Source organism: Deltaproteobacteria bacterium, from assembly GCA_029210625.1.
Classification (GTDB): Bacteria; Myxococcota; Myxococcia; order SLRQ01; family SLRQ01; genus JARGFU01.
This window is the reverse complement of the sequence record JARGFU010000004.1, coordinates 147,012-163,416: the sequence shown is the minus strand read 5'-3', so window position 1 is coordinate 163,416 and position 16,405 is coordinate 147,012. Positions and strand designations below refer to the sequence as shown.

The 16,405-nt window shown below is 72.5% G+C and carries 13 protein-coding genes; 9 read left to right on the top strand and 4 right to left on the bottom strand.

Annotation, left to right across the window (positions count from 1 at the left end; translation table 11 throughout):
* Positions 1-29: 29 nt before the first annotated feature.
* On the top strand, positions 30-4,160 hold the full coding sequence (locus P1V51_05375) for a MopE-related protein (protein ID MDF1562453.1): 4,131 nt from the start codon (positions 30-32) through the stop codon (positions 4,158-4,160).
* 3 nt (positions 4,161-4,163) lie between these two features.
* Here P1V51_05375 and P1V51_05370 read toward each other — a convergent pair whose 3' ends face one another.
* From P1V51_05370 to P1V51_05355, 4 genes are all read right to left on the bottom strand, one after another.
* A complete protein-coding gene (locus tag P1V51_05370; GenBank protein MDF1562452.1) occupies positions 4,164-5,735 on the bottom strand; it encodes a Na+/H+ antiporter in 1,572 nt (523 codons plus the stop codon).
* A gap of 2 nt (positions 5,736-5,737) precedes the next feature.
* Complete coding sequence (locus tag P1V51_05365) at positions 5,738-6,199, bottom strand: hypothetical protein (GenBank protein ID MDF1562451.1); 462 nt, start codon at positions 6,197-6,199, stop codon at positions 5,738-5,740.
* A gap of 117 nt (positions 6,200-6,316) precedes the next feature.
* Positions 6,317-7,099, bottom strand: coding sequence for a hypothetical protein (locus P1V51_05360; protein MDF1562450.1), 783 nt, complete (start codon positions 7,097-7,099; stop codon positions 6,317-6,319).
* Positions 7,096-8,559, bottom strand: a complete 1,464-nt coding sequence (locus tag P1V51_05355) for a hypothetical protein (GenBank protein ID MDF1562449.1) — start codon at positions 8,557-8,559, stop codon at positions 7,096-7,098. The genes P1V51_05360 and P1V51_05355 overlap by 4 nt, the downstream gene beginning before the upstream one ends.
* 82 nt (positions 8,560-8,641) lie before the next feature.
* On the opposite strand from P1V51_05355, the gene P1V51_05350 reads away from it, so the two are divergent.
* From P1V51_05350 to phoU, 8 genes are all read left to right on the top strand, one after another.
* Positions 8,642-9,349: a response regulator transcription factor gene (locus P1V51_05350; protein MDF1562448.1), complete on the top strand. Its 708-nt coding sequence runs from the start codon at positions 8,642-8,644 to the stop codon at positions 9,347-9,349.
* Positions 9,346-10,692: an ATP-binding protein gene (locus P1V51_05345; protein ID MDF1562447.1), complete on the top strand. Its 1,347-nt coding sequence runs from the start codon at positions 9,346-9,348 to the stop codon at positions 10,690-10,692. Before P1V51_05350 ends, P1V51_05345 begins: the two co-directional genes overlap by 4 nt.
* Positions 10,693-10,777: 85 nt before the next feature.
* A complete protein-coding gene (locus P1V51_05340; protein ID MDF1562446.1) occupies positions 10,778-11,932 on the top strand; it encodes a porin in 1,155 nt (384 codons plus the stop codon).
* A gap of 29 nt (positions 11,933-11,961) precedes the next feature.
* On the top strand, positions 11,962-13,032 hold the full coding sequence (locus P1V51_05335; GenBank protein MDF1562445.1) for a PstS family phosphate ABC transporter substrate-binding protein: 1,071 nt from the start codon (positions 11,962-11,964) through the stop codon (positions 13,030-13,032).
* Between the two features lie 19 nt (positions 13,033-13,051).
* On the top strand, positions 13,052-13,990 hold the full coding sequence (pstC, locus tag P1V51_05330) for a phosphate ABC transporter permease subunit PstC (GenBank protein ID MDF1562444.1): 939 nt from the start codon (positions 13,052-13,054) through the stop codon (positions 13,988-13,990).
* A 3-nt stretch (positions 13,991-13,993) separates the two neighbouring features.
* Positions 13,994-14,860, top strand: coding sequence for a phosphate ABC transporter permease PstA (pstA, locus tag P1V51_05325; protein MDF1562443.1), 867 nt, complete (start codon positions 13,994-13,996; stop codon positions 14,858-14,860).
* Positions 14,861-14,868: 8 nt separating this feature from the next.
* Entirely contained in the window at positions 14,869-15,663 is a 795-nt protein-coding gene (pstB, locus tag P1V51_05320) for a phosphate ABC transporter ATP-binding protein PstB (GenBank protein ID MDF1562442.1), read from the top strand.
* Between the two features lie 9 nt (positions 15,664-15,672).
* A complete protein-coding gene (gene phoU / locus P1V51_05315; GenBank protein ID MDF1562441.1) occupies positions 15,673-16,365 on the top strand; it encodes a phosphate signaling complex protein PhoU in 693 nt (230 codons plus the stop codon).
* Positions 16,366-16,405 lie beyond the last annotated feature (40 nt).

Sequence of the window (16,405 nt, the reverse complement as noted above, 5' to 3'; positions counted from 1 at the left end):
CCCGGGTGGGGAGCCTTCTCGGGGGAACGTTGTCGGGTCGCAACTCCAGTCCGTTCGTCGTCATCGCCGTCGCCGTGCTCACCGCGGCGCTCACCCTCGGTGGGTGCAGCTGCAACCCTCCCTCCGCCGTGGTCGACGGCGGGGGTGGGCTGGACGCGGGCGCCGACGCGGGTGACGCCGGCCCCATCGCCTGCGTGGCCGACGGCGACTGCCCCTTCGGCCAGGTCTGCGCCACGGGGATCTGCGAGGCCTACCGCCCGCCCGACGGCGGCGTGCCCACCGGCTGCGTCGCCGACACCGACTGCGCCGACGACGAGCGCTGCGCCCCCGGCAGCGGCGAGTGCGTGGTGATCGCCGACGCCCTGCCGCCCCCGGACCGCGAGGGCGCGGTCTGCCTCGACGGGGCCCTGCGCACCTGCGGCTCCTCGAAGGTCGGCCTCTGCCGCCTCGGCAGCGAGGTCTGCGATCAGGGACAGTGGAGCGGCAAGTGCGTGGGCGACGTGGGCCCGCAGACCGAGGTCTGCAACGCGCTCGACGACGACTGCGACGGCGCGACCGACGAGGGCTTCGACGCCGACGGCGACGGCCACCGCAGCTGCGCCGGGGACTGCGACGATCAGGCGCCGGAGGTGAACCCCGCCGCCATCGAGAGCTGCAACGGGATCGACGACGACTGCGACGGTGACACCGACGAGGAGACCTCGCCCCAGTGCGAGGACGCCGATCGCTGCAACGGCACCGAGCTCTGCCAGGCGGGCGCCTGCGTGGCGGGCACCCCCGTCGACTGCGCCTCCCTCGACGGCCCCTGCACCGTGGGGGTCTGCGAGGGGGCCACCGGGCAGTGCCGGGCGCAGGCCCTCGCCGACGGCACGGCCTGCGACGACGGCAACGCCTGCACCCTCACGACCACCTGCAGCGCCGGGGTCTGCGGCGGGGGCAGCCCGGTGGACTGCTCCGGCGCCGCGGACGCCTGCAACCGCGGGGTCTGCAACCCGGCGAGCGGCGCCTGCGAGCCGCGGCCCCGCACCGACGGCACGCCCTGCGACGACGGGGTCTTCTGCACGGCGGTGGATCTCTGCCAGGCCGGCGCCTGCCTCGGCGCGGGCAGCCCCGACTGCTCGGCCCTCGGCAACGGCTGCAACCTCGGCGTCTGCGACGCCGCGGCCGACGCCTGCGTCGCCCTGCCCCTCGCCGACGACACCCCCTGCAGCGACGGCCAGGCCTGCACCGCGGGCGATGTCTGCCAGGCCGGCGCCTGCCAGCCCGGGGACGCCCCGGACTGCTCGGCCCTCGACGGCCCCTGCACGGTGGGTCAGTGCGACGCGGCCACCGGCGCCTGCGTTGCGGTGCCGATCCTCGAGGGGCTCACCTGCGACGACGGCGATCCCTGCACGGTGGCGACCACCTGTGCGGCCGGGGTCTGCGGGAGCGGCGGCCCGAAGGACTGCAGCGGGGCGGCCGACGCCTGCAACAGCGGGGTCTGCAACCCGACGAGCGGCGCCTGCGAGCCGCGGCCGCTGGCCAACGGCACCGCCTGCGACGACGGCGCCTTCTGCACCACCGCCGACCGCTGCCAGGCCGGCGTCTGCACCGGGGGGCCCTCCCGCGACTGCAGCGGCGCGGGCGACGCCTGCAACCTCGGGGTCTGCGATCCGGCGGCGAACGGCGGCGCCGGCGCCTGCGTCGCCACCCCCCGGCCCGACGACACCCCCTGCGAGGACGGGCTCTACTGCACCGTGGGCGAGCGCTGCCAGGCGGGGAGCTGCCAGGGGGGCGGCGGCCGGGACTGCAGCGCGGCGGGCGGCTCCTGCCGCACCGGCACCTGCGACGAGGCCTCCCGCGCCTGCACCGGGACGCCGGTCACCGACGGCACCCTCTGTGAGGACGGGCTCTACTGCACGGTCGGCGACAGCTGCCAGGCGGGGAGCTGCCAGGGGGGCGGCGGCCGGGACTGCAGCGGCCTCGACGACGCCTGCAACGAGGGCGCCTGCGACGAGGCCGCCGGGAGCTGCGTGCCCGCTCCGGTGGCGGACGGCACCGGCTGCGACGACGGCCTCTTCTGCACGGTGAGCGACAGCTGCCAGGGCGGCAGCTGCCAGGGCGGCGGGGCGCGGGACTGCGCGGGCCAGGAAGACGCCTGCAACGTGGGCGTCTGCGACGAGGCCGGCGGGGCCTGCAGCGCGGCGCCGGTCGCCGACGGGACCCCCTGCCAGGACGGCCTCTTCTGCACGACCGGCGACGCCTGTCAGTCCGGGAGCTGCCAGCCGGGCGCGGCCCGCGACTGCTCGGCCCTGACCGACGCCTGCAACGCGGGGGTCTGCGACGAGGCGGCGGGCAGCTGCGTGGCCGATCCGGTTGCCGACGGCAGCGCCTGCGACGACGGGCTCTACTGCACGGTGAGCGACAGCTGCCAGGCCGGCGCCTGCCAGGGGGGCCAGGCGCGCGACTGCGGCGGCCTCGACGACGCCTGCAACCTCGGCCTCTGCGACGAGGCGGCCGGCGCCTGCGCCCGCAGCGCCCGCGCCGACGGCACGGCCTGTGACGACGGACGCTACTGCACCGTGGGCGACAGCTGCGCGGCGGGGGTCTGCGGCGGCGCGGCCCGGGACTGCTCCGGCCTCGACGGGCTCTGCCTCGAGGGCAGCTGCGACGAGGTCTCCGGGCTCTGCGTGGCCCAGCCCCTGACCGACGGCACCGCCTGCGACGACGGCCTCTACTGCACCGTGGGCGACAGCTGCAGCGCCGGCGCCTGCGGCGGCGCGGCCCGGGACTGCTCGGGGCTCTCGGACGCCTGCAACGCCGGGGTCTGCAGCGAGGGGAGCCAGGCCTGCGAGGCCAGCGCCCTGAGCGACGGCACCGCCTGCGACGACGGGCTCTACTGCACGGTGGGGGATGCCTGCACCGCCGGCGCCTGTGGCGGCGCGGCCCGGGACTGCTCGGCCCTCGATGGCGCCTGCCGGGTCGGGTTCTGCCGGGAGAACCGCAACCGCTGCGAGGGGCAGGAGCTCGCCAACGGCACCTTCTGCGACGACGGGCTCTACTGCACCGTGGGCGAGGCCTGCGATCGGGGCAGCTGCACCGGCGGCGCGGCCCGGGACTGCTCGGGGCTGGGTGACGCCTGCAACGCCAGCACCTGCGACGAGGCGGGCGACGCCTGCGCGCTCGGCCAGGAGCCCGACGGCACCCTCTGCGACGACGGCCTCTACTGCAGCGCCGCCGACACCTGTTCGGGCGGGAGCTGCGGCGGCGTCGCCCGGGACTGCTCGGGGGTCACCGGCGGGGACGCCTGCTACGACGGCGTCTGCGACGAGGCGCTCACCTCCTGCGTGGCGGTGGACAACGGCACCTGCCAGGGCTGCGGCGCGGCCGGGGCGCCGGTGGCCGCCGCGGGCCCCGATCAGAGCCACGTCCCCAACACCGTGATCCAGCTCGACGGCAGCGCCTCGAGCGACCCCGGGGGCCAGGCCCTCACCTACAGCTGGACCCTGACCACCCCCAGCGGGAGCAGCGCCACCCTGAGCGATCCCACCGCGCCGGACCCCACCTTCCTCGGCGACGTGGGCGACACCTTCACCGCCTGCCTCACGGTCACCGACCCCGAGGGCTGCAGCGACACCGACTGCGTCGACATCGTCATCACGCCCCTGGTCCGCCTCTTCATCGAGCTGACCTGGGACACCGACACCACCGACGTCGACCTGCACTACCGGGCCCCCGGCGGCACCTTCTTCGACAGCAGCTACACCGGGGCGGCCTGCGGCTGGGACGAGGGCAGCGACTGCCACTACAGCGAGAAGAACCCCGACTGGGGGCTGGGGGGTCAGGGCGTGCCCGACGGCGACTGCACCAACGATCCCCTCCTCGACGTGGACGACACCAACGGCTTCGGCCCCGAGAACATCAACCACGACGTGCTCTGGGACGGGGCCGGCGACTTCCGGGTGGGGGTGCACTACTACCGCTCGGGCAGCGTCGGCGCGACCACCGCCCGCGTCCGGATCTACGTCGACGGGGTGATGGTCTTCGAGGCCTTCCAGAGCCTCGCCTGCGACGACCTCTGGGAGGCGGCCGACGTCACGGTCAGCGGCGGCGGCACCACCGTGACCGTCACGGGCTTGAGCCGCCCGATCAAGGCGGCCAACGAGGGGTCCTGTTTGTAGCGGCTAGTGTTCGCCGCCCTCGTGCTCTGCCGCCGCGAGGTCGAGGAGCCGGTCGTCGATCTCGTGCTGCAGCGCCAGCATCACCGGCTCGCCGATGGTGCCCTGGCGGTGGGTCTCGTGGACGGCCTCCTTGCGCACCTGCAGGAGGTGCCGCCGCAGGGCCAGCACCTCGGCGTCGAGGATGTCGACCCGCTTCTCGGTGAGGTCGTCGATGGCCTTCTGCAGCTCCGCGAGCTCCTGCTCGAGCTCGCCGTGGAGCTGGTCGTGGATCACCGAGGGGATGGTGTGCTCGGCCCTCAGGGCCTCGAGCTCGCGCAGGGCGGCGCGCGCCGCCTTGAGGCGGGCCGTGCGCTCCTCGTAGTCCTGGCGGTCGTCCTCCTTGCCCGAGAGGCCGAGGAGGGAGAGCAGGGGCTTCATGGTCAGGCCCTGCAGGAGGAGGGAGATCAGCACGACCCCGAAGGTGAGGTGGAGGATCAGCTCCCGGTGCTCGAACTCCCGGGGCAGGGCGAGGGCCAGCACCATCGAGAGGCCGCCGCGCAGGCCGCCCCAGGTCAGCACCACCGACCAGCTCCAGGGCGGCGCCTCCTTCTTCATGGCGCGCAGGATCAGCCCCTTGCCGAAGACCACGATCGCCCGGGAGAGGAGCACCGCCAGCCAGGCCAGGACGATGGCCCCGGCGTGGGAGACCAGGCTGCCGATCTTCACCTCGAAGCCCACCAGCAGGAAGACCAGCGAGTTGAGGACGAAGGCGGCGTAGTCCCAGAAGGAGACCACCGCCAGGCGCGTCGAGGCGCTCATGCCGATCCGGGCGCCCCAGGAGCCGGAGATCATGCCGGCGACCACGCAGGCGATGACGCCCGAGAAGTGGAAGTGCTCGGCGATGATGAAGGAGCCGTAGGCCACGAGGGCCGTCAGCGTGATCTCGATGACCGGCTCCTCGAGGGTCTTGGTGAGCATCGAGCCCAGCCAGCCCATCGCGCCGCCGATGAGCAGGGCCATGCCGACCACCTTCACGAACTCGAAGGTGGCGCTGCCCAGGCTGGCCTCACCGCCGAGGACCACCCCCAGGAGGATCGTGAAGATCACCACGGCGGTGCCGTCGTTGAAGAGGCTCTCACCCTCGACCAGGGTGTAGAGGCGTCGGTCGACCCCCAGGGCCTTGAAGATCGCCAGGACGCTGATCGGGTCGGTCGCCCCGATGAGGGTGCCGAAGACCATCGCCTCCAGCAGGGTCACCTCGCCCAGGCCAAGGCCGTCCACCGCGACGAAGACCAGCAGGCCGGTCAGGCCGATGGCCGCCATCAGGCCGGGCACCGCCAGGGAGAAGATCGAGACCTTCGCCTTCCAGAACTCCTTGAAGGACATGTGGAAGGCCGCCTCGAAGAGCAGGCCCGGCAGGACGATCAGGAAGAGCAGCTCCTTGGTGAGGTGCGGCGCCTCCAGCACCTCGAAGAAGCCGAGCGCGAGGCCCGCGACCACCAGGGCGATGGTGTAGGGCACCCGCAGGCGGTGGGAGAGGATGGCCACCGCCGCGGCGATGGCGAAGAGGGCGAGGAGGGTGGTCTCGGGGTGCATGACTACTCCGCGCCGGCCTCCGGCGCCTCGCGCTCGGGGAGGGCGACCACCACCCGGCCCTCACCTCCGCGCGGGTGGAACTTCACCGAGTACTCGCCGGCGGAGAGGCCCTCGAGCGAGGCCACCACGGGATCGTCGTGCATCGCCATCGAGCAGATGGCGTCGGGCTCGACCGACTTCGGCAGCCAGAAGATCGCGATCTCCCCCTTCGCCTCGTCGACCTCGACCTTCACCGAGGCGACGCCCTGGCAGCCGTTGGTGAAGCTGATCGGGCCGCCGATGATCTTCAGGGGCTGGCCGGCGAGGGGGGCGGCGGGCTCGGAGCGAACCGTCCCGGTCGGGCCCGCCTCCACCTCGGTCGCGGGCTCGGGCTTCGCCTCGCCCTCGGGCGGCGCCTCGAAGACCGAGCGGGTCTCGGTGGGCTCGTTGGCGCAGCTGCCCGGCCCGGCGCCCAAGAGAAGCATTGCTCCGAACGCCAACAGGGCGGCCTGATTGCATCCCCTCATGTCATTCCTCCGTAAGCGTGCACGTACACGTACACGTACACGTACCCGGTCTTTCCCGTCGACCCCGAACCTTCATCAGGGCATCCGCGACCAGAACACCATCCGCCCATGCCTCTCGAACCCCTGCCGCTCGCAGATCGGCGCCGAGGTGTTCAATCGCGCATAGAGCCCGACTCGCTTCAGACCCCTCCGCGCCGCCTCCTCCACCCGCGCCGCCACCACGGCCGAGTAGGCTCCCCTCCCCCTCCCCGAGGGGATCGTCCCGCCCCCCCAGAAGAGGCCGAAGGAGAGCTCGGGGAACTCGGTGAAGCCCGCCGCGCAGAGGGGCTCGCCGCTCCTCGCGTCGTAGGCGACCACGCGGAAGACCCGCTTCCCCGGGCCGCTGCAGTCGGCCAGGGCCTCGGCCCGCTGGGCGGGGGGGATCCCGATCCCCTTGCCGAAGGCCACCGCGGTGACCCGGAGGGCGTCGTCGAGCTGCTCGAGGGTCTCCACCCGCCGGGTCACGATCTCCCCGGCGGGGCGGGGCGTGTAGCGGTCGACCTCGATGGCCATGGCGTCGTGGGCGTCGCCCACCCCGTAGCCGTGCTCGAGGAGGGCGTCCACGAGCTCCGGCCGCTCGATGTGGGGCACCATCATGAAGCGGCTCTCGACGTCCTCGTGCGCGGCGAGGACCTCGGCGAGGAGCGCGTCGTAGCGCGAGGGCTCGGCCCGCCAGCGGGTGACGGCGTTGAGGTGGGCGACGTCCCGGCGGCAGCTCACGTAGAGGAGCTCGGGGCGGTCGACGACGCTGACGTCGTCGGGCACCCAGAAGAAGTCCCACTGGCTGCGCTCGAGCACCTCGTCGACCGAGAGCCTCATCGCCCCGGCGTCCCCGGCCGGTGCTCCGGCGCCGCCTCGGCGGGGCCCATCCCCAGGGACCAGGCCCGGTCCACGCAGGCCATGCCGGCGGCGATCCGGGGCGCCGCGCTCGGCCCCACCGGCGTGCGCCCGGGGCGCAGGGCGATGTTGAGGTAGCCCCCGCCGGGCCCGGGGCCCAGGAGGACGTCGGCGTCCACGCCCTCGGGCTCCGCCGCGCCCTCGGCCGGCTTGTCGAGCAGCTCGGCGCGCAGCGCCCCGTCGACCTCCTCGAAGCGCAGCAGCGCCTCGCGGGTCTCGCTCACGGTGATCTGCGGGAAGCCCCCACCCGCGCCGCTGCGGCTCTCGTCGGCGGCGGTGAGCAGGGCCTCCTCCAGCGCTTCGGGCCGCCAGTCCGCCTCGACTCCCTCGACCACCGCCAGGAAGGTGAGCATCAGCGGGAGGTCCACCCCCCGGCTCATCACCCCGAGGGCGGCGCCGAAGCGGGGGTTGAGCTCGGTGGGCCGGAAGCCCCCGGCGCTCATCACCCCGTCGATGGTGAAGGCGCCCCGGAAGCCCACCGACTCGCGCAGGTGCGCGCCCACCCGCTTCGCCGCCCGGCGCATCACCTCCCGGTCGGCGGCCGGCGGGTCCCAGAAGGTCGCCGCGCGGGCGTAGACGAGGCCGCTGTGGTCGGGCCGCCGCAGGACGATCATCTCGCAGGGGCGCAGGGCGACGACGTGATCGGGGAAGACCACCCCGTGGATGCTGCAGGGGATGCCGTCGAGGAAGGGCATGATCCGCACCTTCTCGAAGCGGCCGGCGATTCGAGCGCTCGTCTCTCGCGCCGCCTCGTCGTCGGGCACCCAGAAGGTGGCCTCGGCGCCGCCGTGCCACCCCTCCGTGTTGTCCCCGGCCCAGACCGTCCCGAGGCCCTCCCCGACCAGCGCGTCGAGCTCGGCGTGGGCGCGAAGCAAGCTCCCGGCGTCGCCCGGGACGATCCGCTCGGGCGCCGCCTCGACCCCGGCCGCCGCCCACAGGGGGGCGAGCACGGTCTTGTCCTCCAGGGCGATCCACTCCGGCCGCCGCCGCCCGAACTTCTCCCGGCCGGCCACCGGGTTCCCGTCGTCGAAGATCGTGCCGATCACCCGGGCCTCGCGCGCGGAGTCGAAGGCCTCGATCCGCTCGAGGGCCTCGAGCGGCAGCTCGAGGAGGGCCCGCTGCCCGGCGCGGATCGCGTCCATCAGGCTCTGCCCCGCCCGGTGGTTCACGCCGAGGTCGAGGGCCAGGTGATCCTGCCCCTCGGGCAGGGGGCCGGTGCCCCGGGAGGAGGCGAGGCGGAAGCACTCCCCGGCGCCGAGCTCGCCCAGGGTGGCCGCGAGCCCGGTCAGGGGCGCCAGCACGTCCCCGGCCAGCAGCCAGCGCCGGCCGCCACCGTAGACCTCCTCCAGGATCGATCGCCAGTGCGAGAAGTCCACGCCCATGCGCCGCATCATCGGCCGAGGGCGGCGTCCGAGGAAAGTCGGCGAGGGTGGCGATCTCCGAGACGTCGGCTAGATTGCGCCCGTGGCCTCGACCATCCTCATCGTGGAGGACGAGGAGGACCTCCTCGGTCCCCTGGTCTACGACCTCTCGCGCGCGGGCTTCGTCGTCGAGAGCGCGATGACCGGGGCCGGAGCGCTGGAGCGCCTGGCGGCCGAGCCCCGGCCCGACCTCCTCCTCCTCGATCTGATGCTCCCCGACCTGCCCGGGACCGAGCTCTGCAAGCGGGTGAGGGCCGACGAGCGCCTGGCCGATCTGCCCGTCATCATGCTCACGGCCCGGGGCGCCGAGGCCGATCGGGTGCGGGGCTTCGAGCTCGGCGCCGACGACTACGTGGTGAAGCCCTTCTCCACCCGCGAGCTGATCCTGAGGCTCCAGGCCCTGCTGCGCCGGCGGCCCGCGAAGGAGGAGGGTCCTCGGCGCTTCGGGGTCCTCGAGCTCGATCTCGCGGGCGCAGCGGTGAGGGTCGAGGGAGAGCCCCTCTCGCTGACGGCGCTGGAGCTGAAGCTCCTCTCGACCCTCTTCGAGCGCCGGGGGAGGGTGCAGAGCCGGGGGCAGCTGCTCACCGAGGTCTGGGACGCCTCCGAGGAGATGGTCACCCGGACCGTCGACACCCACGTGAAGCGCCTGCGCCAGAAGCTCGGGGTGGCGGGCGCCTACATCGAGACGGTGCGGGGGCTGGGCTACCGCTTCCTGGAGTCACCCCCCGCCGACGAGGGAGCGGCGAGGTGATCCGCGGCTTCTTCTGGCGGGTCCTGCTGCTCTTCGCCGCCTTCCTCGCGCTGGCCGGCTTCCTCGTGGCCGCGGCCGCGGGTGACCCCTTCCAGCCGGACACCCGCGCCCTGATGATCGGCGCGATCCTGGCGGTGATCGGCGCGCCGCTGCTCGCCGCCGCGACCACCCTCCTCGCGCAGCGCCGCCTCGGCCGCTCGGTCGAGGGCGTCTCCGAGCGGATCCGGGCCGCCCTCGAGGGGGGACCGACCCAGCTCGCCGGCGCCGGGCGCACCGACGAGGCCACCGCGACCCTCTTCGGGGCGATCGACCGGCTGAGCCGGGAGGTGGAGGCCGCCCGCGAGCGCCACGGAGCCCAGGCGGCGCTGCTCCGGCGCACCATCGACGGCCTGCGGGACGGGGTGGTCTTCCTCGATCGGGGCCAGGCGATCGTCATCGCCAACCGCGCCGCCGAGCTGATGCTGGGCCTGGGGACGCTCGTGGGCCGTCGGCTGGTGGAGGTGATCCGGGCCCCAGAGCTGGCGACGCTGGTGGAGGCCGGCGAGGGTCAGCTGGAGCTGCCCGCGCGGGGGCTGCGGCCGACGATGCTGATCGACTGCCGACGCCTCGATGAGGGAGGCAGCCTGCTCACCCTCCGGGACGTCGGTGAGCTGCGCCGCCTGGAGCGGGTGCGCCGGGACTTCGTCGCCAACGTCTCCCACGAGCTGCGCACGCCGGTCGCCGCGGTGAAGATGAACGCCGAGACCCTCCTCGGCGGCGCCCTCGAGGAGGCCGGGGCCCGCCGGGGCTTCCTCGAGGCCATCGAGCGCAACGCTCACCGGCTCGAGAGCCTGCTGGCCGACCTCCTCGACCTCTCGGAGGTCGAGAGCGGCCAGCGGGAGCTGCGCCGGGAGGCGGTGGCCCCGGCGGAGGTCGCCCGGGAGGTGATCGGGGCCCTCGCCGACGAGGCGCAGGGGCAGGGGGTCACGATCGAGCTGGCCATCGACGAGGCCGCGGTCGTGCTCGCGGACCGGCTGGCGCTCCAGCAGATCCTCCACAACCTGGTGGAGAACGCCCTCCGCTACGGCGCGAAGGGTGGCCGGGTGCGGGTGGAGGCCAGCGCCGTGGACGGAGGCCTCGAGCTGCGGATCGTCGATGACGGCCCGGGGATCGAGCCTCGCCACCACGACCGGATCTTCGAGCGCTTCTACCGCGTCGATCCCGGCCGCTCCCGGGCCGCCGGAGGAACGGGCCTGGGCCTCTCCATCGTCCGGAATCTGTGCGAGGCGATGGACGGATCGGTGGGGGTGCGCCCCAACGCGCCCCGGGGCTCGGTCTTCTGGCTCTGGCTGCCCCTGGCCTGATCCCCCCTACCGCCGAAGATGTCACCTGGCTGTCACACGCGGGGAGCAGAGTGCGCCCCGAACACCTCCGAGAGGAATCCGAACCATGACGCGCCTGACCCTCCACGCTCTGTGCATCGCCTCCCTCCTGGCCCTCTTCCCCACCGCCCTCCGGGCCGAGGAGGAGGCCGCCGAGCCCGCCGCCCACCCGACCTCGGGCTACGACAAGGGCTTCTTCATCCGTAGCGCCGACGGGAGCCAGCAGCTGACCCTCCAGGGCCGGATCCAGGCTCGCTTCGCCACCGAGATCGTCGAGGACGCGGACCCCGAGGCCGCCTTCTCCATCCCCCGCGCCCGCGTCACCCTCAAGGGCAAGCACTGGGCCGGCAAGGTCTCCACCAAGCTGCAGCTCGACTTCGGCAAGGGCGGCGCCGCGCTGAAGGACGCCCTCGTCGATTTCAAGGCCAGCAAGAGCCTGAAGGTCGCCGTCGGTCAGTACAAGAAGCCCTTCTCCCGGCAGCAGCTCACCTCCTCCGGCAAGCTGGCCTTCGTCGACCGGGCGATCACCGACAAGGCCTTCGGCGCCGGCCGGGACATCGGCCTGATGCTCCACAACGACTTCAGCAAGTCGCCGACCTTCGAGTGGGCGGCCGGGGTCTTCAACGGCACCGGCGACAAGGCGAGGTTCACGGGAGACGTCGAGGTGGATCCGGCCACCGGCGAGGGCAGCGTCACCAGCGGCAAGTTCTCGAACGTGCCCTCCCTCTTCCAGCCCACCCTGGTCCTGCGGGCCGGCTACAACCACGGCAAGCTCGAGGGCTACAGCGAGGCCGACCTCGAGGGCGGCGGCCTGCGCTTCGGCGTCGCGGCCTCGCTGGCCTCCGACGTGGGCTCGGCCGACGGGGACTTCGTCCACCGCCAGAGCGTCGACGCCATCCTGAAGATCCAGGGCTTCTCCTGCACCGGCGAGCTCTTCCTCGCCCAGGACGCCACCGGCAGCGCCTTCGGTGATCTCGCCGCGGCGGCCCTCGGCGCCCGCCTCCAGGCCGGCTACACCATCGGTGGCAAGTACTACCTGGGCGCCCGCTGGGCCCTGGTGGATCCCGCCGAGGCCGACGACGCCGACCAGGAGCTCCTCCTCGTCCTCACCGACTTCTCGAAGGGCCACGGCCTGAAGTACCAGCTCGACGGTGGTGCGCTCCTCCACGGCGACGGCAGCACCGACATCCTGGTGCGGGCCCAGCTCCAGCTCTCCTTCTGATTCTGCGCACACACCCGAAGGAAACGAACATGAAGAAGCACAGCATCCTCCTCTCTCTCTCCCTGGCCGTGCTCGCGCTCGGCACCACCGCCTGCTCCAAGCAGCGCGAGGCCAGCGAAGGCAACACTACCGGCACCTCGGACAGCAAGACCGACAGCAAGACCGACGAGGCTGCCATCATCTCCATCGACGGCAGCAGCACCGTCTACCCCATCTCCGAGGCCGTGGCCGAGGAGTTCCAGGCCGCGAACAAGAGCGCCCGGGTCACCATCGGCGTCTCCGGCACCGGCGGCGGCTTCAAGAAGTTCTGCACCGGCGAGACCGACATCTCCAACGCCTCGCGGCCCATCAAGTCGAGTGAAGAAGCCAAGTGCAAGGAGCACGGCATCGGCGTGATCGAGCTGCCCGTCGCCTACGACGGCATCGCCGTGGTGGTGAACCCGAAGAACGACTGGGTCGATCACCTCACCGTCGCCGAGCTCAAGAAGATGTGGGAGCCGGAGGCGCAAGGAGCGGTGAAGACCTGGTCGCAGATCCGCGAGGGCTGGCCCGAGAAGGAGCTCCACCTCTTCGGCCCCGGCGTCGACTCCGGCACCTACGACTACTTCACCAAGGCCATCGTCGGTAAGGAGCACTCCAGCCGCGGCGACTTCACCTCCTCGGAGGACGACAACGTCCTGGTGCAGGGCGTCTCCACCGACGAGCTGGCCCTGGGCTTCTTCGGCTTCGCCTACTACACCGAGAACAAGGCCAAGCTGAAGGTGGTCCCGATCAAGGTCGACGAGGGCGCCGAGGCCATCGCCCCCTCCCTCGAGACCGTGGCCAACAGCAGCTACCAGCCTCTCTCCCGCCCGATCTTCATCTACGTCAGCAAGAAGTCCGCCGAGCGCAAGGCCGTGCACGACCTCATCACCTTCTACCTCACCGAGGGGGCCGCGCTCTCGAAGGAGGTGGGCTACATCCCGCTTCCCCAGAAGGCCTACGAGCTCGCCCGCGAGCGCTTCGCGGCCCGCACCGAGGGCTCCGTCTTCTCCGGCGCGTCGGGGGGATCCCGGGTCGGCGTGAGCGTCGAGGCGCTCCTCGGCGGAAGCGAAGACTGACACCTCTTTCTCGCGGCGAATGGACCACGCATCCCAGACGACCACCGCAGGTGGGGCCCCCTCTTCGCTCGGGCAGCGAGGAGGGGCGACGCCCCTGCGGGAGCGTCTCATCGAGCACGCCCTGCTTGCGACGGGCCTGCTCTCGATCGGGACGACCCTGGGCATCGTGGTGGTCCTCGCCGGCGAGACCCTCTCCTTCTTCGAGGAGGCTTCCGTCGCCCAGCTCCTCCTCGACACCGAGTGGACCCCGCTCTTCGCCGAGAAGCACTTCGGCATCTGGCCCCTGGTCAGCGGCACGGTGCTCATCGCGGGCATCGCCATGTGCGTGGCCCTGCCCCTGGGCCTGCTCGCGGCGATCTACCTCTCCGAGCTCGCGCCGTCCTGGGCGCGGGCGATCCTCAAGCCGGCCCTCGAGGTCCTCGCGGGGGTCCCGACCATCGTCTACGGCTACTTCGCCCTGGTGGTGGTGACGCCCCTGCTCCAGAAGGTCGTGCCGGGGCTCTCGGGCTTCAACGCCCTCTCCCCCGGCCTGGTCATGGGGATCATGATCATCCCGATGATCTCCTCCCTCTCCGAGGACGCCCTCCACGCCGTCCCGACCACCCTGCGGGAGGGCGCCTGGGGCCTGGGGGCCAGCCGGCTCTCGACCATCTTCCGGGTGGTGCTGCCCGCCGCCCGCTCCGGGGTGATCGCCTCGGTGATCCTCGCGGTCTCCCGGGCCATCGGCGAGACGATGATCGTCGCCATCGCCGCCGGCCAGCAGCCGCGGTTGACCATCGACCCCCGGGTCCCGGTCGAGACCATGACCGCCTACATCGTGCAGGTCTCCCTGGGTGACGTGCCCAACGGCACCCTCGAGTACCGCACCCTCTTCGTGGTCGCGACCTGCCTCTTCCTGCTCACCCTCGCCTTCAACCTCGTGGGTCAGCGCTTCGCGCGGAAGGCTCGGGACCTCTAGGCGATGTCGTTGCAGGAGCTACAGCGGGGGAGCCGCAGCCCCTGGCCCGAGCGCCTCTTCTTGGCCCTGTGTCTGTTGGCGGTGGGGCTGCCCCTCTTGCTGCTGGTGGTGCTGGTCGCCGACGTCGCCATCGACGCCCTCGGTCGCCTCTCCCTCGACTTCCTCGGCAGCTACCCCTCCCGGCACGCCCACAAGGCCGGCATCCTCCCGGGGCTGGTCGGCTCGATCTACCTGATCCTCCTGACCGCCGCCGTCGCCCTGCCGGCGGGCATCGGGGCCGCGGTCTGGCTGGAGGAGTACGCGAAGCGCGGCAGGCTCTCGCGCCTGATCGAGACCAACATCGCCAACCTCGCCGGGGTGCCCTCGGTGATCTACGGCATCCTGGGCCTGGGCATCTTCGTCCGGGCGCTGGGCCTGGGCCGCTCGCTCGTCGCCGGCGCCCTGACCCTCGCCCTGCTGGTCCTGCCCATCGTGATCCTCTCCACCCGGGAGGCCCTGCGGACCGTCCCCCGGGGCTACCGGGAGGCGGCCTACGCCCTGGGGGCCACCCGCTGGTCGGTGGTGCGGAGGGTGGTGCTCCCGGCGGCCCTCCCCGGCATCCTCACCGGCGCGATCCTCGCCACCTCCCGCGCCATCGGCGAGACCGCGCCCATCGTGGTGGTCGGCGCCCTGACCTACGTCACCTTCCTCCCCGACGGCATCGACGCCCCCTTCACCGCGCTGCCGATCCAGATCTTCAACTGGGTCTCCCGGCCCCAGGAGGCCTTCGTGCAGAACGCCGCCGCCGGGATCCTGGTCCTCCTGACGGTGATGCTCCTGATGAACACCGTCGCCATCCTCCTGCGCCAGCGGCACTCCCGCCGCGCCTGAAGCACGCCATGACCGAAACTGCCCAGACGACGCCCGCGCCCGCGCCGATCCCGAAGATGGAGACGCGCGGCCTCACGGCCGCCTTCGGCGAGAACGAGGTCCTCCATGGCATCGACCTCGCGATGAAGCCGCGCCACGTCACCGCCATCATCGGCCCCTCGGGCTGCGGCAAGTCCACCTTCGTGCGCTGCCTGAACCGGATGCACGAGCTGGTCCCCGGCGCCACCTCGGCCGGGGAGGTCCTCCTCGAGGGGGAGGACGTCTACGATCCCGCGATCGATCCGGTGCTCCTGCGCCGGAAGGTGGGGATGGTCTTCCAGAAGCCCAACCCTTTCCCCACCATGAGCATCCGGCAGAACGTCCTCTCCGGGCTGACCCTGACCGGGCGCCTCGAGCGGAGCCGGGCCGAGGAGCTCACCGAGCAGGCCCTCGCGCAGGCGGCGCTCTGGGACGAGGTGAAGGACCGCCTCGACGCGCCCGGGGGGAGCCTCTCCGGCGGACAGCAGCAGCGCCTCTGCATCGCGCGCTCCCTGGCCGTCCAGCCCGAGGTGCTGCTCATGGACGAGCCCTGCTCGGCCCTCGACCCCGTGGCCACCGCCCGGATCGAGGACCTCATCCACGCGCTCAAGGAGCGCTACACCATCGTGATCGTCACCCACAACATGCAGCAGGCCGCGCGCATCTCGGGGACGACCGCCTTCTTCCTCACCGGCGACCTCATCGAGGTGGGGGCGACCGATCGCCTCTTCACCTCTCCCGAGGACGGCCGGACCGAGGACTACATCACCGGAAAGTTCGGGTAGGGTCGCGTCATGCCTGGGAGAAGTCACACCGATCGAGAGTACGAGGCGAAGCTGGGCGAGCTGCGCGAGGCCCTCCTGAAGATGGCCGGCAGCGTCGAGACGATGATCGACGAGAGCATCGAGGCGCTCGTCGAGCGCGACGCGGACAAGGCCCGGAAGGTCATCCGCGACGACGGCCCGGTGAACCGGCAGGAGATGGAGATCGACGAGCTCTGCCTGCTCGTCCTCGCCCGCTGGCAGCCGATGGCCTCGGACCTGCGCTTCATGGCGCTGGCCCTGAAGATGGTGACCGACCTGGAGCGGATCGGTGACCTGGCCGTGAACATCGCCGAGCGGGCCGAGGACCTGGCGGGCAAGCCGCCGCCTCCCCAGCCCTACATCGACATCCCCCGGATGGCCGAGCTGGCCCGGGGGATGGTCCACGACGCCATCGACGCCTTCGTCGAGAAGGACCCGGAGAAGGCCCGGGCGGTCCTCGGGCGGGACGACGAGGTGGACCACCTCTACGAGAAGGTCTTCAAGGACATCCTGGACATCATGCGGAGCAGGCCCGACTGGATGCACGAGGGGATCCACATCCAGTCCATCGCCAAGTGGCTCGAGCGGGTGGGGGACCACGCCACCAACCTCGCCGAGGAGGTCATCTTCTGTCTCCTCGGGCGGGACGTCCGCCACAGCGGCCACCTCCCCGACAAGCGCTGAGCCGGCGCCCCGGACGGCGCGGGGCTCCCCTTCGTCCGGG

Bases quoted from the DNA above. Each gene is read 5' to 3' on its own strand.
- P1V51_05370 (MDF1562452.1), bottom strand. From the start codon at position 5,735: ATGCACCCCGAGACCACCCTCCTCGCCCTCTTCGCCATCGCCGCGGCG.
- P1V51_05365 (MDF1562451.1), bottom strand. From the start codon at position 6,199: ATGCTTCTCTTGGGCGCCGGGCCGGGCAGCTGCGCCAACGAGCCCACC.
- P1V51_05360 (MDF1562450.1), bottom strand. From the start codon at position 7,099: ATGAGGCTCTCGGTCGACGAGGTGCTCGAGCGCAGCCAGTGGGACTTC.
- P1V51_05355 (MDF1562449.1), bottom strand. From the start codon at position 8,559: ATGGGCGTGGACTTCTCGCACTGGCGATCGATCCTGGAGGAGGTCTAC.
- P1V51_05340 (MDF1562446.1), top strand. From the start codon at position 10,778: ATGACGCGCCTGACCCTCCACGCTCTGTGCATCGCCTCCCTCCTGGCC.
- P1V51_05335 (MDF1562445.1), top strand. From the start codon at position 11,962: ATGAAGAAGCACAGCATCCTCCTCTCTCTCTCCCTGGCCGTGCTCGCG.
- pstC (MDF1562444.1), top strand. From the start codon at position 13,052: ATGGACCACGCATCCCAGACGACCACCGCAGGTGGGGCCCCCTCTTCG.
- pstA (MDF1562443.1), top strand. From the start codon at position 13,994: ATGTCGTTGCAGGAGCTACAGCGGGGGAGCCGCAGCCCCTGGCCCGAG.
- pstB (MDF1562442.1), top strand. From the start codon at position 14,869: ATGACCGAAACTGCCCAGACGACGCCCGCGCCCGCGCCGATCCCGAAG.
- phoU (MDF1562441.1), top strand. From the start codon at position 15,673: ATGCCTGGGAGAAGTCACACCGATCGAGAGTACGAGGCGAAGCTGGGC.